The following is a 25,011-nucleotide window of genomic DNA, read 5'->3' on the forward strand; positions in this document are numbered from 1 at the left end:
AATACGGCAAAAGCGGACGCTTGGCAAAGACCGCCTCTGGCGCCGCGGCGCCGTTGCCCTAAGATGCGCCGCCGAAACGCGAGGGGGAGCACGCATGAGCCGCGACTATCACGCGATGACGGCGCTGGCGCTTGGCCGGGGGATCGCCGGGGGCGACATCGATCCGCTGACGCTGACCGAGCACTTCCTGGACCGCATCGCCGAGCGCGATCCCGGCCACAGCATCTTCGTCAGCCTGACGCGGGAGCGCGCACTGGCCGAGGCGATGGCCGCGCGCCACCGCGCCGCCGCGGGACTGCTGCGCTCGCCGCTGGACGGGGTGCCCATCGGCTGGAAGGACCTGTTCGACACCGCCGGGCATCCGACCGAGGGCGCCTCCGCCCTGTTCCGGGGCCGGGTGCCCGACCGCGACGCCGAACCGCTGGCCCGCGCGGCGACCGCCGGCATGGTCTGCCTGGGCAAGACCAACCTGCCCGACCTGGCCTATTCGGGCCTCGGCGTGAACCCCTGGAGCGGCACGCCCGCCAACGCCCACAGTCCGAAGGACGATCCGCGCGTGCCCGGTGGCAGCTCTGCCGGGGCCGGCGTTTCCGTCGCCGCCGGTCTCGCGGCGGCCGGCATCGGTTCGGACACCGGCGGCTCGGTACGCATCCCGGCGGCGTTCAACGGCATTGTCGGGCTCAAGTCCACCTGGGGAGCGGTCTCGCTGGAAGGCTCGATCCCGCTGGCGCCGTCGCTCGACACGGTCGGGCCGCTGACAAAGGACGTCGCCGACGCCAATGCGATCCACGCCATCCTGTCGGGCCGCCCGGCAGCCGACCTGGAGGGCGCCTCGGCGCAGGGCCTGCGCCTGCTCTGGGCGCGCGGCCATGACGACAACGAGATCCAGTCCGGCGTCGCCGCGGCGGTCGAAGCGGCGGTCGAGCGCCTGTGCGCCGCCGGGGCCGAGGTGATCGAACGCCGCCTGGATTCCTTCGAGGCGCACGACGAGGTGGTGCTGCAGCACGGCAACCCGATCAGCCTGGAGGGCTGGGCCATCTGGGGCGACACCATCGACGCCAATCCCGACAAGCTCTACCGGCCGATCCGCGAACGCATCGCCGCCGGCCGTTCGGCGCGCGCGTCGGACGCGATCATCCTGCGCCACCGCTTCGGCGAACTGCAGCGCGCCTGGATGCGGGAGACGGCAGGCTTCGACGCGGTTCTGCAGGCGACGACGCCCGCCATCGCGCCCTCGATCGCCGCGGTCATGGAGAGCGAGGAGGAGCACGCCCGCCAAGCGCTGCTGTCGTCCTTCAACACCCGGCGCATCAATTTCCTGGGGCTCTGCGCCATCAGCCTGCCCTGCGGATTCAGCGAAGGCCTGCCCGTGGGCCTGATGGCGACCGCAGGCCCGAATCTGGAGGGGCGTCTGCTGCGCGCCGCGCGGGGCATCGAGCGTGCAATCTCTATTGCCTGATTTTTATGCATAAGGCCGTTTTTGCATAATATTTATGCAATCTGATTGATCGGCAGACACGGTCCTGAGCCGAATTCTGCGGTCAACATCATGAAATCTCTCGATAATCGAATTCCGGCACGGCGCTTGTAATCCCCTGCGCATTACGGGTCCAGCGGGACCCAGTTCACAACGCAAGGGGAAGGCGCATGAAACTCATCATGGCCATCATCAAGCCGTTCAAGCTTGACGAGGTCCGAGAGGCGCTCACGCAGCTCGGGATCGACGGGCTGACGGCCACCGAGGTCAAGGGATATGGCCGCCAGAAGGGCCATACCGAAATCTACCGCGGCGCCGAGTACGCGGTCAGCTTCCTGCCCAAGGTGAAGATCGAGATCGTGGTCAAGGCCGACATGGCCGAGCGCGCGGTCGAGACCATCCGCCAGGCTGCGGAGACCGGCCAGATCGGCGACGGCAAGATCTTCGTCATCGACGTCGTCAGCGCGATGCGCATCCGCACCGGCGAAACCGACGCCGACGCGCTCTGAAACCGGAGGGACCATTCAGAATGAATCTATCGAAACGTATCCTGGTGGGCGGACCGGTCGCGGCCGCGCTCGCCCTGGGGGCCGCGGCCCCCGCCTTCGCGCAGGTGTCGGGGGAGACGGCCTTCGTCTTCAACACCCTGTCGTTCCTGATGTGCGGCTTCCTGGTCATGTTCATGGCCGCCGGCTTCGCCATGCTGGAAAGCGGCATGGTGCGCTCGAAGAACGTCGCCACCATCTGCGTCAAGAACATCTCGCTCTATTCGATCGCCGGCATCATGTACTACCTGATCGGCTATGACCTGATGTACGGCATCGACGCGGGCGGCTACATCGGTTCCTTCAGCCTGTTCTGGTCGCCCGACGATGCGGCGGCCCTGGCCGACACCTTCCCGACCGAGGACGCCCCCGGCTACGCCGCGACCTCCGACTGGTTCTTCCAGATGGTGTTCGTCGCCACCGCGGCCTCGATCGTCTCCGGCACCGTCGCCGAGCGCGTGAAGCTCTGGCCGTTCCTGATCTTCGTCGTCTTCCTGACCGCCGTCATCTACCCGATCCAGGGTTCCTGGGAGTGGGGCGCGGGCTGGCTGGACGCCGAGTTCGGCTTCTCTGATTTCGCCGGTTCGACGCTGGTGCACTCCACCGGCGGCTGGGCGGCCCTGATGGGCGCGATCATCATCGGCGCGCGCAAGGGCAAGTACGGCGCCGACGGCCGCGTCAACCCGATGCCGGGTTCGTCGATGCCGCTGGCCACGCTGGGCACCTTCATCCTGTGGCTCGGCTGGTTCGGCTTCAACGGCGGCTCGCAGCTCGCCCTGGGCTCGGCGGCCGACGCCGTGGCCATCGCCGACATCTTCGCCAACACCAATGCGGCTGCGGCCGGCGGCGTCATCGCGGCAATGCTCACCAGCCAGGTGGTCTTCAAGAAGGTCGATCTCACCATGGCGCTCAACGGCGCGATCGGCGGTCTGGTTTCGATCACCGCCGAACCGCTGGCGCCCACGCTGGGCGGCTCGATCCTGATCGGCGGCGTCGGCGGCGTGCTGGTGGTGCTCGCGGTGCCGCTGCTCGACAAGCTGAAGATCGACGACGTGGTCGGCGCCATTCCGGCCCACCTGGTCTGCGGCATCTGGGGCACGCTGGTCGTGCCGGTGTCCAATTCGGACGCCAGCTTCGGCGGCCAGATCGTCGGCATCATCGCCATCGGTCTCTTCGTCTCGATCGCCAGCGCCATCGTCTGGTTCGCTCTCAAGGCGACCATCGGCGTCCGCGCCGACGAGGAAGACGAGGACATGGGTCTCGACCGGGCAGAGCTCGGCATGGAGGCCTATCCCGAGTTCGGCGCCGGCTCCCAGAGGATCTGACCGGCGCCGCATAACAGGCAACCCACGGTCTCGCCTCTCTCCCCAGAGACCGTCACTACCGGGCCCGGCGGCAACCCCGCCGGGCCCATTTTTTGATCAGCCACTGACCTCTCCAGCGGCAATATGACTGTTTTTTGATCACTTATTCCGGCCCGAATCCGACCCCTCGCCCAAGCCCTTGAAACATATGCAGAAATCCACGTTGCCTAACTGGCATGCAGATTGAGTATTTCCGCGGCGGTTGCAGATGGCGGCGGACCCTCCGCCCGGCCATCCCATGCGGGAGGGATCAGAAGATGGAGAACGTGGTCTCCGGACTGGACGTGTTTTTCGTGCTCATGGGCGCGATCCTGGTGTTTGCGATGCACGCGGGTTTCGCGTTCCTGGAGGTCGGCACGGTCCGGCACAAGAACCAGGTCAACGCGCTGGTGAAGATCATCGTCGACTTCGCGGTGTCGATGGTCGCCTATTTTCTCGTCGGCTACATGGTCGCCTACGGCACGGGCTTCCTGGTCAGCGCCACGGTGCTGTCCGGCGCCGAAGTGGTGGAAGGTCATGATTTCGGGCTGTCGGGCTTCGGCCTGATCAAGTTCTTCTTCTTGCTGACCTTCGCGGCGGCCATCCCGGCGATCATCTCCGGCGGCATCGCCGAGCGGGCGAAGTTCTGGCCCCAGGCGATGGCCACTGCGATCGTCGTGGGCGTGGTCTATCCCTTCTTCGAGGGCCTGGTGTGGAACGGCAATTTCGGCTTCCAGGACTGGATGACCGAGAGCTTCGGCGCCGCCTTCAACGATTTCGCCGGCTCCATCGTGGTCCACGCCATGGGCGGCTGGATCGCGCTGGGGGCCGTGGTCATGCTGGGCGTGCGCCGCGGCCGCTACCGCCGTGACGGCAGCCCCGCCGGCATCCCGCCGTCGAGCATCCCGTTCCTGGCGCTGGGCACCTGGCTGCTCTGCATCGGCTGGTTCGGCTTCAACGTGATGAGCGCGCAGTCGGTCGAAGGCATCAACGGGCTGGTCGCCATGAACTCGCTGCTGGCCATGGGCGGCGGCATCCTCGCGGCCCTGCTGGCCGGGCGCAACGACCCCGGCTTCGTCCACAACGGCGCGCTGGCCGGCCTGGTGGCGGTCTGCGCCGGCTCCAACGTCATGCACCCGGTGGGCTCGTTCGCGGTGGGCGCGGTGGCCGGCGTCATCTTCGTGGTCTTCTTCCAGCTCTGCCACAACCGCTGGAAGATCGACGACGTGCTCGGCGTCTGGCCGCTGCACGGCCTCTGCGGCCTCTGGGGCGGCATTGCCTGCGGCATCTTCGGGCTCGAGGCGCTGGGCGGCATGGGGGGCGTGACCTTCATGTCCCAGCTCGTCGGTTCGCTCATCGGCGCGGCCTTCGCCGGCGTGGCGGGATTCGCGGTCTACGGCCTGCTGAAGGTCACCATCGGCATCCGCCTGGGCGAAGAGGAGGAGTTCCGCGGCGCGGACCTCTCGATCCACCAGGTCGGCGCCAATCCCGAGCAGGACCTGACCGCGCAGGGTTAGCCTTCAGTCGCGGCGCCCCGGACGGACTATCGGTCCGATCCGGGGCTCGGAAAAACCTGACCTACTCCGCCGCCTGGGCCATTTCGGCCCCCGCACGGCGGTCGGCGAAGGTCCGGCCGTCCTTGATCACCATCAGGTGGTTGGCGCGCTCGGCGGCCATGGCGATGTCCTCGGCCGGGTTGCCGCGCACCAGCAGCAGGTCCGCGACCAGCCCCTCGGCCACGCGGCCGCGCTCGCCCGGTTCGATAAGTTCCGCGGCGTTGGACGTGCCGGCGATCAGCGCGTCCAGCCTGGACATGCCGGCCTCGACCATGTGCGCCAGCTCCTGGGCGTTCTCGCCGTGCTGGTTGAAGGGCGTGCCCGCGTCGGTGCCCATGGCGACCTTGCCGCCGGCGGCCTGATAGGCCCGGAAGGCGGCGATGTGGATGTCGTAGACCCGCTCCGATTTCTCCACCGCCCAGGCCGGAATGCCCCGGTCGCGGTTGGCGATGATGTTCTTCACCGCCGCCAGCGTCGGCACCAGGAAGACTCCGCGCTCGATCATCTCGCGGATGCACTCCTCGTTCATGAATATGCCGTGCTCGATGGAATGAATACCGCCGCGCACGGCGTTGAGGATGCCTTCGGCGCCCTGGGCGTGGCTGGCCGTGCGCTTGTTGAAACGCTTCGCCTCCGATATCCCGGCGGCCATCTCCTCGGCCGAGTAGTGCGCGTCCTCGGGATTCACGCCGGGCGTCATCACCCCGCCCGTGGCCATGATCTTGATGACGTCGGCGCCCTTGTGGACGTTGGTCCGCACCGCCTTGATCACCTCGTCGCAGCCGTCGGCGACGATGCCGTTCTTGTTGCCGTGGCCGCCGGTCATGCAGATCATCTTGCCCGAGGCGCGCATTACGGGACCGGGGAAGCGGCCGGCGTTCAGGGCATCGCGCACGTCCAAGTCGACATAGTCCTTGCCGCCGCAGTCGCGCACCGCGACGACGCCGCCTTCCAGGATCTTCCGGGCGTTGTCCATCGCCTTCAGCGTCAGCGCCGACAGCGTCAGTTTCTCCGCCGCGTCGCCCGGATTGCCCTCGGCCCCGTAGCAGATGTGGATGTGGCAATCCATCAGCCCCGGCATCAGCGTTGCGCCCCGGGTGTCGACGCGTTCGCCGGCGAAGCCCTCGAACGCGGCCACAGGCTTCACGGCCTCGATGCGGCCCTTGTCGACCAGCACCCCGAGACCCGCCTGCGGCGCCTCCAGCCCGTCGAAAACCAGCCCCCCGGCGTAAAGCGTCGGTCCCTTGTCCATGATCGTTCGGTCCTTTCCGTCAATCGTAGCCCAGTGCACTGCGGGCCAGGCCGTCATACAGATCCAGCATGCGATTCCGCCAGTCGTTCAGCGGATCGTCCGCTTCCAGCAGCCGGAATTCGGAGATCGCGCGCGCCCAGAGGAGGGGCGCGACACACATGTGATCGGCGAAGCCAGGCTGCTCACCGGCGACCCAGGGCTGGGCCTGCAGCGTCAGCCTGAGCGGCGTCAGCGACTGGCGGAAGCCCCTTACCCTGTCCTCTCGGCCCGACTGCACATCTTCCAGCGGCTTGCCGAAGCGTTTCTCCCGCGAGGTCCGGAAGTAGTCGCGGTCCTTCGGGTCGATGTGTTCGTAGATGTCGCGCACCACCAGCGTAATGATGCCGGCGCTCAGCACGGCCTCCGACCACGCCTTGACGAAGCGCGCCTCGCCGCGGCCGTTGGGGAACAGCGCCGGCCGGTCGGGGTACTCGTCTTCGAGATACTCCGCAATGGCCCAGGAATCGGAGACCGCTTTCTCGCCGTCCAGGATCACCGGCACGGTCTTCGAGCCGTGCGCGGCGATCGCCTCCTTCTCGGTGAAGCGCCAGGGGATGGTCTCGACCTCCAGGCCCTTGTGCGCCAGGGCGAGCCGTGCCCGCCAGCAGAACGGGCTGAAACGCCGTTCGGGCTCCGCCCCGCAGAGATCGTACATCCGTATCGCCATGGCCCTCGCCTCCCGCGCTATGCTACCCGGCACGGTAGGCGAGAAGGCGGGAGACGCAAAGCCATGGACGCAGGATTGCTGGTCGAGCGCGAGGGGCCGGTCACGGTCTTCACCATCAACCGGCCGCAGGCGCGCAACGCCCTGGACGACCCGACGGCCCGGGCGCTGGGCCGGGCGCTGGCCGAGTTCGACGCCGACGGCGAACAGCGCGCCGGTGTGCTGACCGGCGCCGGCGGCGCCTTCTGCGCCGGGGCGGACCTGAAGGCGATGGCGCCCGACTACGTCGCCTGGGCCGGCGATCCGGAAGGGCCGAACGCCGCCGTGCTCTCCAAACCCCTGATCGCCGCCGTCGAGGGGCATGCGGTCGCCGGCGGCCTCGGCGTCGCGCTGCGCTGCGACGTCCGCATCGCCGACGAGACGGCGGTCTTCGGCGTCTTCTGCCGCCGCTTCGGCGTACCGATGAGCGATGGCACCACCGTCCGGCTGCCGCGGATCGTCGGCCAGGGCCGGGCGCTGCACATGCTGCTGACGGGCGAGCCCGTGGACGCAGCCAAGGCGCTGGAATGGGGCCTGGTCACCCAGGTCGTGGCGAAGGGCGAGGCGCGCGCCGCGGCGGTCGCCATGGCGGAACGGCTGGCGACGTTTCCCCAGCTCGCCATGCGCTCCGACCGGCTGTCAGCCCTGCAGCAGTACGATTTCGATCTCGCGGACGCCTTCGCCAACGAGAAGCGCCTGGCGGAGGCCGCCAAGCGCGCCGAGGCGCTGGACGGCGCGGCGCGTTTCGCCGGCGGCCAGGGCCGCCACGGCGAACGCGGCTGAGGCATTTGAAGGCCGGCGTCCCGGACGGTGTGACAGCGACGATCGGGGACCCGGATTTCCGGCTGAACCCGATATTTCGTTGAGCCACCTGACTCTGTCGCCCCTGGGCTCGATCCAGGGGCGTAGCGGACCGACAGACTGGGTCGTGGGATCAGGCCCCAGGACGCCAACCAAGCCTGTCTCCTTCGGGATCGGCCTGGGCAGGCCGCCGTGCGACGATGAAATGGCTGGGCGGCTTCGCCGGATAGTCGCCGGTCTCGATGATCTCGAACCCCGCGCCCGTGACCATGGCTTCCAGCTCCGCCACGTCGAGGAAACTGACATGCGGCGCCTTGCCGATCAGCTGCAGTCCGCCGATCAGCGCCCTGAAATGCCAGGCGCGCCGCCCGAGACAGACCGTCTTGGAGATGAATAGTCCGCCCGGCCGGACGAGATTGCGCACGCGGTCGATGGCGTCGGCAGGATCCGTCAGAAGATGCAGGAGATTGAAGGCAAGCACGGCGTCGAACGGACCCGCCGGCATGTCCTGCTCCAGCGTCGCCTGGCGGAACTCGATATTGGCGACATCCTGCGCCGCGGCCTTTTCCCGGCCGATGGCGATCATGCCGGCGGAAATGTCGGTCGCGGTGATCCGGCCCGCCGCATCGGCCAGCTTGAGGGCGGTCGTGCCGGTGCCGCAGCCTGTCTCCAGCACCTCGTCGCCGACCGACAGGTGTGCGCGGACACGGTCCAGCGTCTTTTCGTAGGCGCCCATGTCCTTGACCGGCCGCGCGGCGTACTTGCGCGCCGACCTGTCCCAGAAGGCAGCAGTATCCGTCATGACGTCGTCGTCCTCGGAATTGGCGGACGGAACCTCTCCCGGCGCGCGGCCGAAGTCCAGCACCTGGGCGCGACCCGTCATGTCTCTCCATCGGAACCGCGAAAGCCGAAGGCGCGCCGCATCTCGCCGTCGAACAGCCGTTCGATCCGTTTGTGGGGCGCCCGCCCGGCGTCACCCTTTCAGGTGAAGGCGTCGGGCATGGAATCCTTCTTGCGGCGGATATAGTCGTCGAGCGCCTCGCCCACGCCCTCGTCCAGCGCCGGCTGCTGGTAGTCGGCCAGCCACTTGCGCACCAGATCGTTGGCGCGCTCCTCGATCCGGCGCGCGCCTTCCGCCTCCCACTGCTCGTAGGAATTGTTGTCGGTCAGCGGCGAACGGTAGAAGGCGGTCTCGAAATTCGCCTGAGTATGGGCGCAGCCCAGATAGTGGCTGCCCGGGCCGACCTCCCGGATGGCGTCCATGGCCTGACCGTTCTCACTCAAGTCGATGCCGCCGGCGAAGCGCTGCAGCATGGCGAGCTGATCGCAGTCCATGACGAATTTCTCGAAGGACGAGACCAGCCCGCCCTCCAGCCAGCCGGCGGCGTGAAGGACGAAATTCACCCCCGCCATCAGGGTCGGATTGAGCGTCGCCAGGCTTTCATAGGCCGCCTGGGCGTCCGGCGTCTTGGACCCGCAGAGACCGCCGCCGGAGCGGAAGGGCACGCCCAGCCTGCGCGCAAGTTGTGCCGCGCCGTAGAGCACCAGCGCCGGCTCCGGCGTGCCGAAGGTGGGCGCCCCCGACTGCATCGAGATCGAGCTGGCGAAGCTGCCGAAGACGACCGGCGCGCCGGGGCGGCAGAGCTGCGTGAAAGCCATGCCCGCCAGGGCCTCGGCCAGGGTCTGGGTCAGCACGCCCGCCGCCGTCACCGGCGCCATGGCGCCGGCCAGGATGAAGGGGGTGACGATGCAGGCCTGCCCCGCCCGGGCGTAGGTCTTCAACGCGCCCAGCATGGTCTCGTCGAACACCATCGGCGAGTTGGCGTTGATCAGGTTGATCAGCACGCAGTTGCGGTCGACGAAGTCCTCGCCGAAGACGATCTTCGCCATGGCGACCGAATCCGCGGCCCTGTCGGGATGGGTGACCGAACCCATGAAGGGCTTGTCGGAAAAGCGGACATGGGCGTCGATCATGTCCAGGTGGCGCTTGTTCACCGGCACGTCGACGGGTTCGCAGACCGTGCCGCCGGAATGGTGCATGGCCGGGGCCATGTACGCCAGTCGGACAAAGTTGCGGAAATCCTCGATGGTGGCGTAACGCCGCTTGCCTTCCAGATCGCGGACGAAGGGCGGGCCGTAGACGGGGGCGAAGACGGTGCTGTCGCCGCCGATCTCGACCGAGCGCTCCGGATTGCGGGCGTGCTGGATGAAGCTGGCCGGCGCCGTTCGGATCAGCGACCGGCAGAGTCCTTCAGGAAAACGCACGCGCTCGCCGTCGACGTCGGCGCCGGCATCGCGCCACATCGCCAGGGTCTCCGGGTCGCCGCGGAACTCGATGCCGATCTCCCGGAGCACGATGTCAGCGTTGCGCTCGATCAGCGCCAGGCCTTCCTCGGACAGCAGTTCATAGGGTTTCAGCTTGCGGGTGATGAAGCGCTGGCTTTCCATGCCGCCGCCCTTCCGGCGGTCGCGGCGGGCGTCCGATCCGCCGCCGCGGCGGCCCTTGCGCCGTCCCTGTTCCTGATCGGTGTCCGCGTCCATCGCTCTGCTCCAGATGGCAATTTGCACGATCCAGATACGCCCGCGCCCGGCGGCCCACTGTCCCGGCTGCGGCACGCGAAGGACGCGGGCGCGACAGGTCCCGCCCGCCGGCGGCGGCGGCGTCGCAAAGCGATGCGCCGAGGTCGCACATGAATAATCCCGCTGCGGCGGCTTGCTGTCATAAGGGAGCCGCGACGTCCCGATCACGGGACGCCTGCCCGTTCGCGTATCCGACCGATCCGGGGGATGAAATCATGGCCGACGACGACGAAGACATTGTCCTTTCGGAACTGGAGGACGACGACCTCGTCCAGCAGATGATGGACGACCTCTATGACGGCCTGAAGGAGGAAATCGAGGAAGGCGTCCGCATCCTGCTGGAGCGCGGCTGGACGCCTTACGACGTCCTCACCCGGGCCCTGGTCGAGGGCATGCGCATCGTCGGCATCGACTTCCGCGACGGCATCCTGTTCGTGCCGGAAGTGCTGCTGTCGGCCAACGCCATGAAGGCGGGCATGACGATCCTGCGGCCGCTGCTGGTGGAGACCGGCGCGCCGAAGATGGGCAAGGTCGTCATCGGCACCGTCAAGGGCGACATCCACGACATCGGCAAGAATCTTGTCGGCATGATGCTGGAGGGCGCGGGCTTCGAGGTCATCGACATCGGCATCAACAACCCGGTCGAGAACTACCTGGAGGCGCTGGAGGAGCACAAGCCGGACATCCTCGGCATGTCGGCCCTGCTGACGACCACCATGCCCTACATGAAGGTGGTGATCGACACGCTGAGCGAGAAATCGATCCGCGACGACTACATCGTCCTCGTCGGCGGCGCGCCGCTGAACGAGGAATTCGCCGAGGCGATCGGCGCCGACGCCTATTGCCGCGACGCGGCGGTGGCGGTGGAGACGGCCAAGGACCTTATCGCCCGGCGGCACAATCAGGCCGCCGCCGGATAGCGATACCCCCCGGCGCGGCCGCGCCGGGTCATGTGACTTCGGCCGGCCAGGGTGGTATGGTGCCCATACCCCCTTTCGACCGGTATTGTTGCGTTCATGGGAGTGAGACATGCCTGACACGGCATCGGGACGGTTGCGCGCGGATCTCAGCGACGCCGCCCAGGAAAGAACCCTCATCATTGCTTGCGGCGCGCTGGCGCGGGAGATCGGCGGCATGATCGGCCGGGGCGGACTCGGCCATCTGGCGCTGAAATGCCTGCCCGCGACCCTGCACAACACGCCCGACAGGATCCCTGGGGCCGTGCGCGAGGCGGTGCTGCAGGCGCGCGAGACCTATGGCGACGTCCTTGTCGGCTACGCCGATTGCGGCACCGGCGGACGGCTGGACAAGGTCTGTGAGGAACTGGGGGTCGAGCGCATTCCCGGCCCCCACTGCTACGCCTTCTATTCCGGCAATGCCGCCTTCGAGGCGCTGGCCGAGGAAGAGTACACGGCCTTCTACCTGACCGACTTCCTGACCCGGCAGTTCGAGACCCTGGTGATCAAGCCGCTGGGCCTGGACCGGCATCCCGAACTCCGTGACCAGTATTTCGGCAACTACGAGAAACTGGTCTACCTGGCGCAGACCGACGATCCGGAACTGACGGCGCAGGCCCGCGCCGCCGCCGACCGGCTCGGCCTCGCCTTCGAGCGCCGCGAGACCGGCCTGGGCGACCTGCAGGCGTTCATCGACCGCAACGTCTGACGGCGCGCCGGAAGACACACCGCCCGGCCTTCCCGACCCCTGTCCGCCCCGCCGCGACGCGGGACCGCGTCCGCGATCCGCTGCGCGTCAGTGCGTCCGATCGCGACCTCCCGGTCGTGACCCAAATGCGACATGCGCCGTCTCCGGCGCGACATATCTTTATTATCAACAGGTTACCAGGACACGACGATGTCGCTTTTATCGCAAGAGCGACTCGTTCTGGTCGCGTCGGAACCACATTCCGTCCCTTCGAATCATCATATTCGGTCTCAGGGCAAGAGGACGGAAAGATGGCACAGAAAGTCATCGTCTACTGGCGGGACATCCCCGCCCAGGTCATCGTCAAGGCGGGCCGCCAGCGCGCGGCCGTCGAGCTGCCCGAACGATTCATCAAGGCCATCGACCGCACCGCGATGAAGCTCGGCGCAAAGGACCAGGACGCCTATCTGGCGGAATGGCGCCGCGGCGCGCCCGAGTCCGTCGAGGGCGATCCCGAGACGCTGGCGGCCGAGGCCGCAGCCGCGCTCGAAGCACTCTACACCCCCGATCGCATACACGAACTCGTCGCCAATGGAGGCAAGGCCCATGACTGAGATGTTCCGGCTGGGCGGCAGCCCGCGCATCGGCGCTTCCATCGAGGCGACACCGACACAGGTGCTCGACAAGGTGGACCTCGCCGGTCTTTTCCCGGTCAACACCCGCGTCTACCTGACCGATCTCGGCACCGACGACAGCGCCCGCCTGATCCGCGCGGCGCGGTTGCTGCAGGACTACGGCTATGTCGCGGTGCCGCACCTGGCGGCGCGGCGCTTCCCGTCCTGGGCGGCCTTCGAGGCGCGGGTCAGGGCGCTGGCCGGGGAGGCCGGCGTGACCGAGGCTCTGGCGGTCGCCGGCAGCCCGGAACGGCAGGCCGGTCCGATCGCCGCCTCGATCGAACTGCTGCGGAGCGGCTGGTTCGACCGCCTCGGCTTCACCCGTATCGGCGTCGCCGGCCACCCGGAGGGCAGCCCCGACATCGCGCCCGAGGCGCTGGACGCCGCGCTCCGGGAGAAGAACGCGTTCGCCGCCGAGACCGACGCCGAGCTCTATCTGGTCACCCAGTTCGGCTTCGACGCCCGGCGCTTCATCGCCTGGGCGGAGCGCGTCTCTGCCGCAGGCAACCGGCTGCCCATCCACATCGGCGTCTCCGGCCCGGCAAAGATCGCGACCTTGCTGAAATACGCTGCCGCCTGCGGCGTGGGCGAATCCCTGGGCTTCCTGAAGAAGCGCGCCGGGGCCGTCACCGCGCTGGCTACCGGCCATTCGCCGGAATCGGTGGTGCAGCCGCTCGAAAACTACTGGGCCGCCGATCCCGCCGGACCGATCCGGCAGATGCATGTCTTCCCCTTCGGCGGCCTGAAGAAATCCTCCCAGTGGCTCTTCGAGCGCGGCTCCTGGGTCAACGGCATCGAAGCCTTCGCCGACACGCAACCCATCCAGCTTGAGGCCCGCAAATGACGCGCACCGTTCTCTCCTCGGCCACCCGCGAGATCGTCATCGGTTTCGACCAGCCCTTCTGCGTGATCGGGGAGCGGATCAATCCGACCGGCCGCAAGCTGCTGGCCGCCGAGATGAAGGTCGGCGACTACAGCCGCGTCCAGACCGACGCGCTGGCCCAGGTCGCCGCCGGCGCCACCATGCTGGACGTCAACGCCGGCATCCCGTTGGCCGACGAGCCGCGCATTCTGGCCGAGACGATCGAGCTCGTGCAGTCGCTCACCGATCTGCCGCTGTCGATCGATTCCTCGATCATCGCGGCGCTGGAAGCCGGGCTCGCCGTCTATCGCGGCAAGGCGCTGGTCAACTCGGTGACCGGCGAAGACGAGAACCTGGAACTGGTGCTGCCCCTGGTGAAGAAGCACGGCGCGGCCGTGGTGGCGATCTCCAACGACGAGAGCGGCATCTCCACCGACCCGGATGTGCGTTTCGCCGTGGCGAAGAAGATCGTCGAGCGCGCCGCCGATCACGGCATCAGCCACGAGGACGTGGTCGTCGACCCGCTGGTGATGCCCGTCGGCGCCATGAACGACGCCGGCCGGCAGGTCTTCACCCTGGTCCGCCGCCTGCGCGAGGAGTTGAAGGTGAACACCACCTGCGGCGCCTCCAACATCAGCTTCGGCCTGCCCAACCGGCGGGTGATGAACGGCCACTTCCTGTCCATGGCGATCGCCGCCGGCATGACCTCGGCGATCATGAATCCGCTGCATGACGAGGACATGAACGCCGTGCGGGCGGCCAATGTGCTGATGGGCCACGATCCGGACTGCCGCACCTGGCTGAAGGCGAACCGCGACCCGAACGCGGTGCCCTCGGAGACGGAAGGCCGCCGCGCCCGCGGCGAACGCCGGCGCCGCCGCGCGGCCTAATCGGTCTCACCTTCCAGCGTCGGTATGCCGGAGACGTCGACCCGCGCCTCCGCCATGGCCAGATCGTAATTGCGTTGGAGACTGATCCACAGCCGCGGGCCGTTGCCCAGCAGCTTGCCGAACCGGACTGCCATTTCCGCTGTGACGGGCTGGCGTTCGTTCAGGATGTCATAGAGATGCTGGCGCGAAATCCCGAGGGCGCGCGCGACGCCGGCCTTGCTCAGCTTCACGACCGGCAGCACGTCCTCCCGCAGGACTTCGCCCGGATGCACCGGCCTGATCGAATGATGCGCAATCAATGATCGTCCTCCAGGTCGACGTCGACAGCGGCTATCCCGCCATCCGCCAGGTCGTGCCTTCGGGTCCGTCCTCGAGAACCACGCCCATGCCGGTCAGTTCATCGCGGATCGCGTCGGCGCGGGCGAAGTCCTTCGCCTTCCGCGCAGCCTGGCGCTCGGCGATGAGGCTCTCGACCACGGCCGGGTCGACCTGCGGCGCGGCGCTTGCCGTGGACCGACGCCAGGCCTCCGCCGATTGCTGGCCGATGCCGAGCAGCCAGCAGGCGTCGCGCAGGACTTCCGCCCCCGTTTCGCCCTGCTCGACGGCGCGCGCGATACGGAAGATCTCGGCCAGCGCCTTCGGCGTGTTGAGGTCGTCCATCAGCGCCGCGAGCACCGCGGCGACGTCCGGGTCGCCGCTGTCGGGGTCGGCCTCGCGCACGCCGCGCAACAGGCCGTAGATCCGGTCCAGATTCTTTCGCGCCTGGTCCAGCCCGGCCTGGGAGAAGTCCAGCGGATGGCGGTAGTGGCCGGACAACAGCAGCAGACGCACCGCCTCCGCCGGCTCCCGGGACAGAAGGTCGTGGATCAGCAGCACATTGCCCACCGACTTCGACATCTTCTGGCCCTCGATGCGCAGCATGCCGTTGTGCATCCAGTAGCGCGCGAAGACCTCTCCGCCGTGGGCGCAGGTCGACTGCGCCATTTCGTTCTCGTGGTGGGGGAAGATCAGGTCCTGCCCGCCGGCGTGTATGTCGATGGTGCGGCCCAGATGCTTCTCGATCATCGCCGAGCATTCGATGTGCCAGCCCGGCCGCCCCCGGCCCCAGGGACTGTCCCAGCCCGGCTGAGTATCGTCGGAGGGCTTCCACAGCACGAAATCCGCCGGATCCTTCTTGTAGGGCGCCACCTCGACGCGGGCGCCGGCGACCATCTCGTCACGGCTGCGGTTGGACAGCGCGCCGTAGTCGGCGAAGGCCGTCACGTTGAACAGCACGTGGCCCTCGGCCTCGTAGGCGTGGCCGCCCTCGACCAGGCGCGCGATCATGTCGACGATCTCCGGGATCGTCTCGGTCACGCGCGGCACGACATCGGGATCCAGAACCCCCAGCGCCCGCACGTCGTCGCGATAGGCGTCGGCATAGCGCCGCGTGATGGTCTCGATCGGCACGCCTTCGCGGCGCGCGGCATCGATGATCTTGTCCTCGACGTCGGTGATGTTGCTGGCGAAGACAACGCCCGGATAGAGCCGCTTCAGCAGGCGGTGCAGCACGTCGAAGACCACTGCAGGCCGTGCATTGCCGATATGCGGATGGTTGTAGACGGTGGGTCCGCAGACATACACCGTTACCCGTTCCGGATCGGCGGGCTGGAACGCCTCTTTCCTTCGGGTCAGCGTGTTGTATATCTGCAGCGTCATTTACGGCGTCCTCCGTCAGGTGAAGGGCCGTTGTAGTTGGAATGACGGCGCATTCAAGGGCGGGGAAGCCCGTGGTTGTCACGCCGGCGCGGGTGCGCCATTTGATTAATCTAGGCGCATAAGGTCAAATGAACCGGCCGATGGCAGGTTGCGTAGAACGCTGCGCGCGAGTTGAGACAAGGAGCCGCGACGCGATGGACGTTTTGGTGAACGGACCCCGAGAAGATACCCGGGGCCGCGAGTACGACCCGGCCACCGGCAAGAGCCGTCCGAGCCGGGAGGAGGCCGAGGCCGCGGTGCGGACCCTGATAGAATGGGCCGGAGACACGCCGGACCGCGAGGGTCTGCGCGACACGCCCGGACGCGTCGTCCGCGCCTATGAGGAATTCTTCGCCGGCTATGACGAGGATCCGGAAGAGGTGCTGGGCCGCACCTTCGAGGAGGTCGAGGGCTATGACGACATCGTCATGCTGCGCGACGTCCGCCTGGAAACCCATTGCGAGCATCACATGGTGCCGATCATCGGCAAGGCGCATGTCGCCTATTTCCCGGCAGGCCGCGTCGTCGGCATCTCCAAGCTGGCCCGCGTGATCGACATCTACGCCAAGCGGCTGCAGACGCAGGAGACCATGACTGCGCAGGTCGCCGCGACGCTGGAAAAGGTGCTGCAGCCCAGGGGCGTCGCCATCCTGATCGACGCCGCCCATCAGTGCATGACCACGCGCGGCGTCAAGAAGCCCGGCGTTTCCTGCATCACCACCCGCTTCACCGGCATCTTCCGGGAAGACCGGGACATGGAGCGGCGTTTCCTGGACCTCTGCCGCGGCGTCTGAGGCCCCGCAATCGTGATCGCGAAAATGCGTGACGCAGGGTAAGGGCGTTCCCATATAGGTCCTATGGGACTCTTCGCACGACATCTGGCCGCCACGGGCCTCATGGCCCTGGCGGCGGCGTGCACGCCTTCTCAGCAGGTCACGGTGACCGGCTCGAACGCTGCAGCGCCCGCACCGTCGGCCGTGGAAAGCGTGGCCGTCGTCCCGTCGGAAAACGCGGACGGGACGTCGAAGGACTACAGTGCCCAACTGGAAAGCAGGCTCCGCGCCGCGGGCTACCGCCTCGCGCCACGCACCGAGGCAACGCTGTTCGCAACGCTGGACCATGATGTCGGCGAGCCGCGCACGGAGATCGTCGAGTTCGAGGTTCCCGAATACCGTACGGAAGAGCGGATCGAGCGCGTCAACGGCCAGTTCGTGACCTTCTACGAGGACGTTCTGTACGGCTACCGCACCGAGACCTACGAGGAGACCGTCTATCCGGCCCATGTCGAGGTGAGCATCTACCGCGCCGGTTCGGGGGCCGCACCGCCCGAGACCGTCTACCGGGGCCGCGCCCGGACAGAGGGACGCTGCGGCGACATGGACCATCTGATCGGACCGCTGCTGGACGCACTGTTCGCGGATCTGTCGCGCAGCGGCGATACCGTGCACGAACACCGCGTCAAGGTGGAGGACTGCTGAGCCCTTCCGCTGCGCCGCGATGGCGAATGCAGCGGCGCTTCCCGCCAACGAAGCTGTTGCGCCATGGCGATTCTTGCGCCACAACCAACGGCGCACCTCCGGACATCGACAACCGCGTTATTTCCGTCCGGGCGTTTGAAATCAGGGGTCCGTTCACGTTCAATGTTTTCCAGGCTTCTAGGCTGGCTGTCCGCCGACATGGCAATCGATCTCGGGACGGCCAATACGCTGGTCTACGTCAAGGGCCGCGGCATCGTCCTCAACGAGCCGTCGGTGGTGGCGATTACCAATCACCGGGGCAAGAAACACGTTCTGGCGGTCGGCGACGAGGCCAAGCTGATGCTCGGGCGCACGCCCGGCAACATCGAGGCGATCCGCCCGCTGCGTGACGGCGTCATCGCGGACTTCGACGTCGCCGAGGACATGATCAAGCACTTCATCCGCAAGGTGCACAACCGGCGCAGCTTCGCCAGCCCCCGGGTCATCATCTGCGTGCCCTCGGGCTCCACGGAGGTCGAGCGCCGCGCGATCATGGAATCGGCCGAAAGCGCCGGCGCGCGCCAGGTCTTCCTGATCGAGGAGCCGATGGCCGCCGCGATCGGCGCCAACCTGCCGGTCACGGAACCCACGGGCTCCATGGTCGTCGACATCGGCGGCGGCACCACCGAGGTCGCCGTACTCTCGCTGGGCGGCATCGTCTATTCCCGCTCCGTCCGCGTCGGCGGCGACAAGATGGACGAGGCGATCATCGCCTATATCCGCCGCAACCATAACCTGCTGGTGGGCGAAAGCTCCGCCGAGCAGGTGAAGAAGGAGATCGGCTCTGCCTGCCCGCCCGACGAGGGCGACGGCATGACGCTGGAAATCAAGGGCCGCGACCTGATGAACGGCGTACCGAAGGAACTGGTGATCAGCCAGCGCCAGATCGCCGAAAGCCTGGCCGAGCCGGTCGGCGCCATCATCGAGGCCTGCAAGGTCGCGCTGGAGCACACGGCGCCGGAACTCGCCGCCGATATCGTCGACAAAGGCATCGTGCTGACCGGCGGCGGGGCGCTGCTGGGCAATCTGGACTATGTCCTGCGTCACGCCACCGGCCTGCCCGTATCCATCGCCGACGAACCGCTGAGCTGCGTCGCCATGGGCACCGGCCGCGCGCTCGAGGAGATCAAGACGCTCAAGCGCGTGCTGCTCAACACCGACTGAGCGGGATTCGACAGGACCGTCGACGCACTATCTTGCCCGGCGACGGGACAGCGAGGGGAGATTTCCATGAAGCTCTACGATCTGAACGCCGGCTCCAATCCGCGGCGGGTGCGCATCTATCTGGCCGAGAAGGGCCTGGAGGTGCCGATGCAGGCGGTCGACATGATGAGCCACGAGAACGAGGCGCCGGACTACCTGAAGATCAACCCGCTGGGAAAGATGCCGGCGCTGGTGCTCGATGACGGCACGATCCTGACCGAGTCGATGGCCATCTGCCGCTATTTCGAGGAACTGAACCCGGATCCGCCGATGTTCGGCCGCGACGCGCTGGAAAAGGCGCAGGTCGAGATGTGGAACCGCCGCGCCGAGCTGGAGGTCGCCATTCCGACGGCCCAGTGCTTCCAGAACACCCACGAGTTCTGGAAGGACCGCCTCGAGCAGATACCCGCCTGGGGCGAAGCCTGCAAGGCGAAGGTCTTCGACCGTTTCCGGATATTCGACGCCCACATGGAAGGCCGCGAGTACCTGGCGACGGACAGCTACACGGTCGCCGATATCTCGCTCCAATGCGGCATCCTGCTGGGCAAGGCCGTCGGCATCCGCGTGCCCGACGAACTGGAGAATCTCTCCGCCTGGTGGCAGCGCGTGACCTCCCGCCCGACAGCGCGGGCCTGAGTCCCAGGGGACCGCGGCACCCGCCACGGGACTGACCGCCCGCGGACGGGCACCCGTGTGAGTGGCATCGCGCTTGCGATTGCCGTTGCCCATGAGGGGAATCGAACACATCGCAAGACTTCTGGGCCTGGGACGCAAACAAATTGCGTCACAGGACCGGCGAGCGTCACAAAGAGTGACAATCAACCTGCCCGTGCGCGTCACCGGCGAGAACGACTGCGCCAATGGCGCCTGCATCGCCCGCAATGTCTCCGAGGGCGGCATGCTGGTCACGCCGAACCTGGCCGGCGACCGCGGCCGGCGGGTCAGGGTCGACCCGGGGCAGGGCGCGCAAGTCGTGACGGCGCGGATCGTCGGTCAGCGTCCGGAGGGCACGGGCCTCGCCTTCCTGGCAGGGGAAGAAGGCCGGTCACTGGCCCACTGGATGGTCGAGCGCGCCCATGGCGGCGGCGCCTGAGGCGACTGCCGTCGACGGCGTAATCGCCCGATACCACTCAGCCTTAACCGGGCCTTAAGCCCCGCCGATCCATCATGCGCCGGTCAGAGTAACAAGGGTGATTCCCACCATGGGCATGATGTCCGATCTCGCGCGCCGCGTACGTCAGTTCAACATGCTGTTTGCGCCGCCGCCGCAGCTTCGCCGGCAGCATGAGCGCTTCGAGGTTTCCGTCGAAATCGAGATCGAGACGGCGGACGGCACGATCAGCCGCTGCCGCACCATCGACATCTCCAATGGCGGCGTGTTCGTGGAGCCGCCCCTGCCCGCCCAGGTCGGCGACCGCATCTACATCAGCGTCGGCATGCTGCTGCGCCGGGTCGAGGGCGAGGTCCTGGCCCACCGCGGCGGCGGCTCGGCGATCCGCTTCGCCTCTGCGGCCCATGGCGCAGCGCTGACGGCCTGGCTGCTCGACCAGAGCCGCCGCAAGGTCAACTGACCGCCGAGAGACGCGCTAGAGCATCCGCGATCAGCCGGCGGGTCAGTTCGCCCGCACCGGCCGGCCGCGCCAGTCCGGCCGCCTGCCCCGACCAGAGCGACGAGAAGTCCGCACGCCCCTGTGCCTCGGCCGCCTGCTTGAGCGGCGCCAGCGCCTCGCCCGCTGTCGGAAACGGCGGCGCCTCGGCGGCCATCGGGCCGACCTCACGCATTACCCGGTTGACGATGCCGCGCGCCGGCCGCCCCGAAAAGACATTGGTCAGCGCCGTCGAATCGTCGACGGCCTCCGCGAGGGCGCGGCGGTGCAGATCGGAGATCGTCGCCTCGGGCGTGAACAGGAAGGCCGTGCCCACCTGAACCCCGGCCGCGCCCAGCACCAGCGCCGCCGCCACGCCGCGGCCGTCGGCAATGCCGCCGGCGGCGATCACCGGCGCCGCGACCGCATCCGCAATCTGGGGCACCAGGGCCATCGTACCGGCCTGGCTGGTTATGTCGTCGCCCAGAAATATCCCGCGATGGCCGCCGGCCTCACAGCCCTGGGCAATGATGGCGTCGCAGCCCCGCGCCTCGAGCCAGCGCGCTTCCGCCACGGTCGTCGCCGAAGCGATGATCTTCGCGCCGGCGGCCCGGACCCGCTCCAGCAGATCCCCCGAAGGCAGACCGAAATGGAAGCTGACCACACCGGGACGGACCTCCTCGACGACCTCGCAGGCCCGGTCGTCGAAGGGCTCGCGCAGCGGCGCGGCGGCCGTCCGGCCCGGATCCAGTCCATGCTCCTCGTAATAGGCCGCAAGCCGCCGGCGCCAGCGGTCCTGGGCCGCCGGGTCCGGCGGGCGGGGCGCATGGCAGAAGAAGTTCATGTTGAACGGCCGGTCGGTACGCTGCCGGATCACACCCGCCTCCGCGCGCATCCTGTCGCCGTCCAGCATGGCGCAGGGCAGCGAACCCAGCCCCCCGGCGGCGGAGACCGCGGCGGCCATGTCGGCGCCGTTGGCGCCCGCCATCGGGGCCTGGATCAGCGGCAGTTCGATCCCCAGCAGGTCGGTCAGTCGGGTGTCAAACCGGGTCATGACGTCCTCCGGAAAGCAAAGAGGGCCGCTGCCCCGGATCGGGCGCGGCCCTCGATAAGCTCAAGCGGCGCGATGGATCAGAGCTTGCGCTCGACCATCATCTTCTTCAGCTCGGCGATCGCCTTGCCCGGGTTCAGGCCCTTCGGGCAGGTCTTCGCGCAGTTCATGATGGTGTGGCAGCGATAGAGCTTGAAGGGATCCTCCAGCTTGTCGAGCCGGTCGCCCGTCGCCTCGTCGCGGCTGTCGATGACCCAGCGATAGGCCTGGAGCAGGACCGCCGGTCCCATGTAGCGCTCGCCGTTCCACCAGTAGCTGGGGCAGGAGGTCTGACAGCAGAAGCACAGGATGCATTCATAAAGGCCGTCGATCTTGGAGCGGTCCTCGCGCGCCTGCAGGCGCTCCCGGTCCGGCGGGGCCGGCGACTTGGTCTGCATCCAGGGCTCGATCGAGGCGTACTGGGCGTAGATATGGGTCAGGTCGCCGACCAGATCCTTCACCACTTCCAGATGGGGCAGCGGGTAGATCTTGATGTCGCCCTTCACTTCGTCGACGCCCTTGGTGCAGGCCAGCGTGTTGGTGCCGTCGATGTTCATCGAGCAGGAGCCGCAGATGCCCTCGCGGCAGGAGCGGCGGAAGGTCAGCGTCGGATCGACCTCGTTCTTGATCTTGATCAGCGCATCGAGAACCATCGGCCCGCAGTCGTCCATGTCCACCTCGTAGGTGTCCACGCGCGGATTCTCGCCCAAGTCCGGATCGTAGCGGTAGATCTTGAATTTCCGGGTATTGGCGCCGTCGCCGGCCTTGGGCCAGCTCTTGCCACTACCGGACTTGATGCGGGAGTTCGCCGGCAGATTGAATTCAACCATTGCTTCGTCCTCTTGGGCTGCGCGGCGTCAGTAGACGCGCGCTTTCGGCTCGATGTACTCGATCTCGTTGGACAGCGTGTAGGTATGCACCGGCCGGTAGTCGATGGTCACTTCACCGGATTCGTTGATCCAGGCCAGCGTGTGCTTCATCCAGTTGGCGTCGTCGCGGTCCGGGAAGTCCTCGTGGGCGTGGGCCCCGCGGCTTTCCTTGCGGTTCTCCGCCGAATGCATGGTGACCACCGCCTGGCGGATCAGGTTGTCGAGCTCCAGGCTCTCGACCAGGTCCGAGTTCCAGACCATCGAACGGTCCGTGACCTTCAGGTCGGGCATTTCGCGGTAGACCTCATCGATCTTCTGCTTGCCCTCGGAGAGCACCTCGGAGGTGCGGAACACCGCGCAGTTGTCCTGCATGACGCGCTGCATCCGGTCCCGGATCGCCGCGGTCGGCGTGCCGCCACTGGCGTTGCGGACCTTGTCGAGCCGCGCCAGCGCCTTGTCGACGGAGGCCTTGTTGGTCTCCGGAAGATTCCGCCCGGCCTCGACGATTTCGGCGCAGCGGTTGGAACAGGCGCGTCCGAACACCACCAGATCGATCAGCGAATTGGAGCCCAGACGGTTGGCGCCGTGGACGGAAACGCAGGCGGCTTCGCCCGCCGCCATCAGGCCGGGCACCACCGCGTCGGGATCGCCGTCGCGGAGCGTCAGCACCTCGCCGCGGTAGTTCGTCTGGATGCCGCCCATGTTGTAGTGCACGGTCGGCAGCACCGGGATCGGCTCCTTGTTGACGTCCACGCCGGCGAAGATACGGGCCGATTCGGAAATGCCCGGCAGGCGCTCGGCGATGATGTCGGGATCCAGGTGGTCCAGGTGCAGGTAGATGTGGTCCTTGTCCTTGCCCACGCCGCGGCCCTCGCGGATCTCCATGGTCATGGAGCGGCTCACCACGTCGCGGCTGGCCAGATCCTTGGCCGATGGCGCATAGCGCTCCATGAAGCGCTCGCCCTCGGAATTCACCAGATAACCGCCCTCGCCGCGCACGCCCTCGGTGATGAGGCAGCCTGCCCCGTAGATACCGGTGGGATGGAACTGCACGAACTCGAGATCCTGCAAAGGCAGGCCCGCGCGCAGCACCATGCCACCGCCGTCGCCGGTGCAGGTATGGGCCGAGGTCGCCGAGAAATAGGCGCGGCCGTAGCCGCCGGTCGCCAGGATGGTCATCTGCGCGCGGAAGACGTGCAGCGTCCCCTCCTGCAGGTTCCAGGCGAGCACACCCTGACAGGCGCCGTCATCGTCCATGATCAGGTCGATGGCGAAGTACTCGATGAAGAAATGCGTGTCGTTCTTCAGCGACTGACCATAGAGGGTGTGCAGCATGGCGTGGCCGGTGCGGTCCGCCGCCGCGCAGGTGCGCTGCGCCGCCGGGCCCTCGCCGAAATTGGTCGTCATGCCGCCGAAGGCGCGCTGGTAGATCTTGCCCTCGTCGGTGCGGCTGAAGGGCACGCCGAAATGCTCCAGCTCCAGCACCGCGTTGACCGCGTCGCGGACCATGTATTCGATCGCGTCCTGGTCGCCGAGCCAGTCGGAACCCTTGACGGTGTCGTACATGTGCCAGCGCCAGTTGTCGGGGCCCATGTTGCCGAGAGAGGCGGAGATGCCGCCCTGTGCGGCGACGGTGTGGGAGCGGGTCGGAAACACCTTGGTGACGCAGGCGGTGTTCAGACCGGCTTCGGCGCAGCCCATGGCCGCGCGCAGGCCGGCGCCGCCGGCGCCCACCACCACGACGTCGAACTTGTGCTCCGTGTACGGATAGGCTTCGGACATCGGGTTCACCCTCCAAAGGCGATCGTGAGGACGGCCAGGATGCAGATCAGTGCGCCGATCCAGCATCCGAACGTGTTCGCGAACATCATGAACAGCCGCGAGGCCGGGCCGTGGACATAGTCCTCGATGACGACCTGGACCCCCAGCTTGAGATGCCAGAACACGGCGACGATGAGCAGCAGCAGAACGCCGGTGACCAGTGGATTGCCGACAATGCCGGCGGCGGTGAGATAGTCGGCGCCGGCGAGCCGGATCATCAGCACGACGAAGGCGAAGACCAGCGGAATCAGCGCGATCGCGGTGACCCGCTGCATCCACCAGTGCTCCGTGCCGTCCTTGGCCGAGCCGAGGCCGCGCGCATTCTTCAGCGGCGTGTTGAGTGCGGAACGCTTCATGGCGTCAACCTCCGTAGGCGTAGGCCGCCACCCAGGCCAGTACGGTGAGCACCAGCGAGGCGATCACCACCGTCCAGCCCGAACGGTAGACCGCCGGAATCTCGAACCCCCGGCCGGCGTCCCAGAAGAGGTGCCGGATGCCGTTGCAGAGGTGATAGAACAGCGCGGCCGTGAAGCCGAACAGCACCAGGCGGCCGATCCAGCTGCCCGCCACGCCCAGCACGTAGGTGTAATATTCCGGCCCGCTGGCCAGCGCGACCAGCCACCAGATCACAAGCAGCATGCCCAGCCCAAGGAACACGCCCGTGATGCGATGCAGGATCGACATCAGGGCCGTGATCTGAAGCATGTCGTAGACTTGCAGATGCGGCGACAACGGGCGATTGGTGTTCGCCATGACCGTCCCCCTCATTCGCTCCGGCCGGTCTGAAACCGGCCTCGAGCTCTATGATCCCCTGGTACGGAG

The 25,011-nt window shown here is 67.5% G+C and carries 27 protein-coding genes; 16 read left to right on the forward strand and 11 right to left on the reverse strand.

The genetic code is table 11. The features are described from left to right. Positions 1–94: 94 nt before the first annotated feature. From TEF_20110 to TEF_20125, 4 genes are all read left to right on the forward strand, one after another. Positions 95–1,459, forward strand: coding sequence for a hypothetical protein (locus TEF_20110; GenBank protein ANK82847.1), 1,365 nt, complete (start codon positions 95–97; stop codon positions 1,457–1,459). Positions 1,460–1,647: 188 nt separating this feature from the next. Continuing rightward, positions 1,648–1,986, forward strand: coding sequence for a transcriptional regulator (locus TEF_20115; protein ANK82848.1), 339 nt, complete (start codon positions 1,648–1,650; stop codon positions 1,984–1,986). A gap of 20 nt (positions 1,987–2,006) precedes the next feature. Then, complete coding sequence (locus TEF_20120; GenBank protein ID ANK82849.1) at positions 2,007–3,347, forward strand: ammonium transporter; 1,341 nt, start codon at positions 2,007–2,009, stop codon at positions 3,345–3,347. 296 nt (positions 3,348–3,643) lie between these two features. Beyond that, positions 3,644–4,882, forward strand: coding sequence for an ammonium transporter (locus TEF_20125; GenBank protein ID ANK82850.1), 1,239 nt, complete (start codon positions 3,644–3,646; stop codon positions 4,880–4,882). 61 nt (positions 4,883–4,943) lie between these two features. Here the strand turns inward: TEF_20125 and TEF_20130 are convergent, their stop codons facing one another. After that, entirely contained in the window at positions 4,944–6,173 is a 1,230-nt protein-coding gene (locus tag TEF_20130) for an aryldialkylphosphatase (GenBank protein ANK82851.1), read from the reverse strand. Between the two features lie 19 nt (positions 6,174–6,192). Then, the gene (locus TEF_20135) at positions 6,193–6,879 is read right to left on the reverse strand and encodes a glutathione S-transferase (protein ANK82852.1); all 687 of its coding nucleotides are present in this window, start codon (positions 6,877–6,879) and stop codon (positions 6,193–6,195) included. A 63-nt stretch (positions 6,880–6,942) separates the two neighbouring features. Here TEF_20135 and TEF_20140 point away from each other — a divergent pair, with 63 nt between their 5' ends. Continuing rightward, positions 6,943–7,698, forward strand: coding sequence for an enoyl-CoA hydratase (locus TEF_20140; protein ID ANK82853.1), 756 nt, complete (start codon positions 6,943–6,945; stop codon positions 7,696–7,698). A gap of 151 nt (positions 7,699–7,849) precedes the next feature. Here TEF_20140 and TEF_20145 read toward each other — a convergent pair whose 3' ends face one another. Both TEF_20145 and TEF_20150 read right to left on the reverse strand, forming a co-directional pair. Then, the gene (locus tag TEF_20145; protein ID ANK83627.1) at positions 7,850–8,518 is read right to left on the reverse strand and encodes a hypothetical protein; all 669 of its coding nucleotides are present in this window, start codon (positions 8,516–8,518) and stop codon (positions 7,850–7,852) included. Between the two features lie 179 nt (positions 8,519–8,697). After that, positions 8,698–10,257, reverse strand: a complete 1,560-nt coding sequence (locus TEF_20150) for a trimethylamine methyltransferase (GenBank protein ID ANK82854.1) — start codon at positions 10,255–10,257, stop codon at positions 8,698–8,700. 254 nt (positions 10,258–10,511) lie between these two features. Between TEF_20150 and TEF_20155 the strand changes: the two genes are divergently transcribed. The 5 genes from TEF_20155 to TEF_20175 all read left to right on the forward strand — a co-directional run bounded on the left by TEF_20155 (position 10,512) and on the right by TEF_20175 (position 14,366). Then, the gene (locus tag TEF_20155; protein ANK82855.1) at positions 10,512–11,216 is read left to right on the forward strand and encodes a 5-methyltetrahydrofolate--homocysteine methyltransferase; all 705 of its coding nucleotides are present in this window, start codon (positions 10,512–10,514) and stop codon (positions 11,214–11,216) included. Between the two features lie 109 nt (positions 11,217–11,325). After that, the gene (locus TEF_20160; protein ID ANK82856.1) at positions 11,326–11,961 is read left to right on the forward strand and encodes a hypothetical protein; all 636 of its coding nucleotides are present in this window, start codon (positions 11,326–11,328) and stop codon (positions 11,959–11,961) included. Positions 11,962–12,251: 290 nt separating this feature from the next. Then, on the forward strand, positions 12,252–12,554 hold the full coding sequence (locus TEF_20165) for a hypothetical protein (protein ANK83628.1): 303 nt from the start codon (positions 12,252–12,254) through the stop codon (positions 12,552–12,554). Beyond that, a complete protein-coding gene (locus tag TEF_20170; GenBank protein ID ANK82857.1) occupies positions 12,532–13,458 on the forward strand; it encodes a methylenetetrahydrofolate reductase in 927 nt (308 codons plus the stop codon). Before TEF_20165 ends, TEF_20170 begins: the two co-directional genes overlap by 23 nt. Continuing rightward, a complete protein-coding gene (locus TEF_20175) occupies positions 13,455–14,366 on the forward strand; it encodes a methyltetrahydrofolate--corrinoid methyltransferase (GenBank protein ID ANK82858.1) in 912 nt (303 codons plus the stop codon). Before TEF_20170 ends, TEF_20175 begins: the two co-directional genes overlap by 4 nt. Here the strand turns inward: TEF_20175 and TEF_20180 are convergent. After that, on the reverse strand, positions 14,363–14,665 hold the full coding sequence (locus TEF_20180) for an addiction module antidote protein, HigA family (GenBank protein ID ANK82859.1): 303 nt from the start codon (positions 14,663–14,665) through the stop codon (positions 14,363–14,365). The genes TEF_20175 and TEF_20180 overlap by 4 nt on opposite strands. A gap of 31 nt (positions 14,666–14,696) precedes the next feature. After that, positions 14,697–16,064: a cysteine--tRNA ligase gene (locus TEF_20185; protein ID ANK82860.1), complete on the reverse strand. Its 1,368-nt coding sequence runs from the start codon at positions 16,062–16,064 to the stop codon at positions 14,697–14,699. Between the two features lie 206 nt (positions 16,065–16,270). Between TEF_20185 and TEF_20190 the strand changes: the two genes are divergently transcribed. From TEF_20190 to TEF_20215, 6 genes are all read left to right on the forward strand, one after another. Further along, positions 16,271–16,897, forward strand: a complete 627-nt coding sequence (locus TEF_20190) for a GTP cyclohydrolase I FolE (GenBank protein ANK83629.1) — start codon at positions 16,271–16,273, stop codon at positions 16,895–16,897. 63 nt (positions 16,898–16,960) lie between these two features. Further along, positions 16,961–17,581, forward strand: coding sequence for a hypothetical protein (locus tag TEF_20195; protein ID ANK82861.1), 621 nt, complete (start codon positions 16,961–16,963; stop codon positions 17,579–17,581). A gap of 162 nt (positions 17,582–17,743) precedes the next feature. Continuing rightward, positions 17,744–18,784 carry a rod shape-determining protein gene (locus TEF_20200; GenBank protein ID ANK82862.1) on the forward strand — a complete coding sequence of 347 codons (1,041 nt, stop codon included), beginning with the start codon at positions 17,744–17,746 and terminating at the stop codon, positions 18,782–18,784. Between the two features lie 66 nt (positions 18,785–18,850). Next, a complete protein-coding gene (locus TEF_20205) occupies positions 18,851–19,459 on the forward strand; it encodes a hypothetical protein (protein ID ANK82863.1) in 609 nt (202 codons plus the stop codon). A gap of 175 nt (positions 19,460–19,634) precedes the next feature. Beyond that, positions 19,635–19,916 carry a hypothetical protein gene (locus tag TEF_20210; protein ANK82864.1) on the forward strand — a complete coding sequence of 94 codons (282 nt, stop codon included), beginning with the start codon at positions 19,635–19,637 and terminating at the stop codon, positions 19,914–19,916. 109 nt (positions 19,917–20,025) lie between these two features. Beyond that, positions 20,026–20,394: a hypothetical protein gene (locus TEF_20215; GenBank protein ID ANK82865.1), complete on the forward strand. Its 369-nt coding sequence runs from the start codon at positions 20,026–20,028 to the stop codon at positions 20,392–20,394. Here the strand turns inward: TEF_20215 and TEF_20220 are convergent. The 5 genes from TEF_20220 to TEF_20240 all read right to left on the reverse strand — a co-directional run bounded on the left by TEF_20220 (position 20,387) and on the right by TEF_20240 (position 24,942). After that, positions 20,387–21,463, reverse strand: coding sequence for a 2-nitropropane dioxygenase (locus TEF_20220; protein ANK82866.1), 1,077 nt, complete (start codon positions 21,461–21,463; stop codon positions 20,387–20,389). The genes TEF_20215 and TEF_20220 overlap by 8 nt on opposite strands. A 77-nt stretch (positions 21,464–21,540) precedes the next feature. Beyond that, positions 21,541–22,329, reverse strand: a complete 789-nt coding sequence (locus TEF_20225; GenBank protein ANK82867.1) for a succinate dehydrogenase iron-sulfur subunit — start codon at positions 22,327–22,329, stop codon at positions 21,541–21,543. 27 nt (positions 22,330–22,356) lie between these two features. Next, complete coding sequence (locus tag TEF_20230; protein ANK82868.1) at positions 22,357–24,150, reverse strand: succinate dehydrogenase flavoprotein subunit; 1,794 nt, start codon at positions 24,148–24,150, stop codon at positions 22,357–22,359. 5 nt (positions 24,151–24,155) lie between these two features. Beyond that, positions 24,156–24,545, reverse strand: coding sequence for a succinate dehydrogenase, hydrophobic membrane anchor protein (locus tag TEF_20235; GenBank protein ID ANK82869.1), 390 nt, complete (start codon positions 24,543–24,545; stop codon positions 24,156–24,158). A gap of 4 nt (positions 24,546–24,549) precedes the next feature. Next, positions 24,550–24,942 (reverse strand): succinate dehydrogenase, cytochrome b556 subunit, encoded by a 393-nt coding sequence (locus TEF_20240; protein ID ANK82870.1) that lies wholly within the window; start codon positions 24,940–24,942, stop codon positions 24,550–24,552. Positions 24,943–25,011: the final 69 nt, after the last annotated feature.

It is taken from the genome of Rhizobiales bacterium NRL2, from assembly GCA_001664005.1.
In the GTDB taxonomy this organism is placed as follows: domain Bacteria; phylum Pseudomonadota; class Alphaproteobacteria; order Minwuiales; family Minwuiaceae; genus Minwuia.

What these genes read in the sequence shown, in the direction of transcription:
- TEF_20125 (ANK82850.1), top strand. Translation starts at nt 3,644, where the DNA reads ATGGAGAACGTGGTCTCCGGACTGGACGTGTTTTTCGTGCTCATGGGC.
- TEF_20230 (ANK82868.1), bottom strand. Translation starts at nt 24,150, where the DNA reads ATGTCCGAAGCCTATCCGTACACGGAGCACAAGTTCGACGTCGTGGTG.
- TEF_20215 (ANK82865.1), top strand. Translation starts at nt 20,026, where the DNA reads ATGGGCATGATGTCCGATCTCGCGCGCCGCGTACGTCAGTTCAACATG.
- TEF_20160 (ANK82856.1), top strand. Translation starts at nt 11,326, where the DNA reads ATGCCTGACACGGCATCGGGACGGTTGCGCGCGGATCTCAGCGACGCC.
- TEF_20200 (ANK82862.1), top strand. Translation starts at nt 17,744, where the DNA reads ATGTTTTCCAGGCTTCTAGGCTGGCTGTCCGCCGACATGGCAATCGAT.
- TEF_20205 (ANK82863.1), top strand. Translation starts at nt 18,851, where the DNA reads ATGAAGCTCTACGATCTGAACGCCGGCTCCAATCCGCGGCGGGTGCGC.
- TEF_20195 (ANK82861.1), top strand. Translation starts at nt 16,961, where the DNA reads ATGGGACTCTTCGCACGACATCTGGCCGCCACGGGCCTCATGGCCCTG.
- TEF_20145 (ANK83627.1), bottom strand. Translation starts at nt 8,518, where the DNA reads ATGACGGATACTGCTGCCTTCTGGGACAGGTCGGCGCGCAAGTACGCC.
- TEF_20175 (ANK82858.1), top strand. Translation starts at nt 13,455, where the DNA reads ATGACGCGCACCGTTCTCTCCTCGGCCACCCGCGAGATCGTCATCGGT.
- TEF_20115 (ANK82848.1), top strand. Translation starts at nt 1,648, where the DNA reads ATGAAACTCATCATGGCCATCATCAAGCCGTTCAAGCTTGACGAGGTC.
- TEF_20225 (ANK82867.1), bottom strand. Translation starts at nt 22,329, where the DNA reads ATGGTTGAATTCAATCTGCCGGCGAACTCCCGCATCAAGTCCGGTAGT.
- TEF_20130 (ANK82851.1), bottom strand. Translation starts at nt 6,173, where the DNA reads ATGGACAAGGGACCGACGCTTTACGCCGGGGGGCTGGTTTTCGACGGG.
- TEF_20110 (ANK82847.1), top strand. Translation starts at nt 95, where the DNA reads ATGAGCCGCGACTATCACGCGATGACGGCGCTGGCGCTTGGCCGGGGG.
- TEF_20170 (ANK82857.1), top strand. Translation starts at nt 12,532, where the DNA reads ATGGAGGCAAGGCCCATGACTGAGATGTTCCGGCTGGGCGGCAGCCCG.
- TEF_20155 (ANK82855.1), top strand. Translation starts at nt 10,512, where the DNA reads ATGGCCGACGACGACGAAGACATTGTCCTTTCGGAACTGGAGGACGAC.
- TEF_20135 (ANK82852.1), bottom strand. Translation starts at nt 6,879, where the DNA reads ATGGCGATACGGATGTACGATCTCTGCGGGGCGGAGCCCGAACGGCGT.
- TEF_20220 (ANK82866.1), bottom strand. Translation starts at nt 21,463, where the DNA reads ATGACCCGGTTTGACACCCGACTGACCGACCTGCTGGGGATCGAACTG.
- TEF_20165 (ANK83628.1), top strand. Translation starts at nt 12,252, where the DNA reads ATGGCACAGAAAGTCATCGTCTACTGGCGGGACATCCCCGCCCAGGTC.
- TEF_20140 (ANK82853.1), top strand. Translation starts at nt 6,943, where the DNA reads ATGGACGCAGGATTGCTGGTCGAGCGCGAGGGGCCGGTCACGGTCTTC.
- TEF_20240 (ANK82870.1), bottom strand. Translation starts at nt 24,942, where the DNA reads ATGGCGAACACCAATCGCCCGTTGTCGCCGCATCTGCAAGTCTACGAC.
- TEF_20150 (ANK82854.1), bottom strand. Translation starts at nt 10,257, where the DNA reads ATGGACGCGGACACCGATCAGGAACAGGGACGGCGCAAGGGCCGCCGC.
- TEF_20185 (ANK82860.1), bottom strand. Translation starts at nt 16,064, where the DNA reads ATGACGCTGCAGATATACAACACGCTGACCCGAAGGAAAGAGGCGTTC.
- TEF_20120 (ANK82849.1), top strand. Translation starts at nt 2,007, where the DNA reads ATGAATCTATCGAAACGTATCCTGGTGGGCGGACCGGTCGCGGCCGCG.
- TEF_20235 (ANK82869.1), bottom strand. Translation starts at nt 24,545, where the DNA reads ATGAAGCGTTCCGCACTCAACACGCCGCTGAAGAATGCGCGCGGCCTC.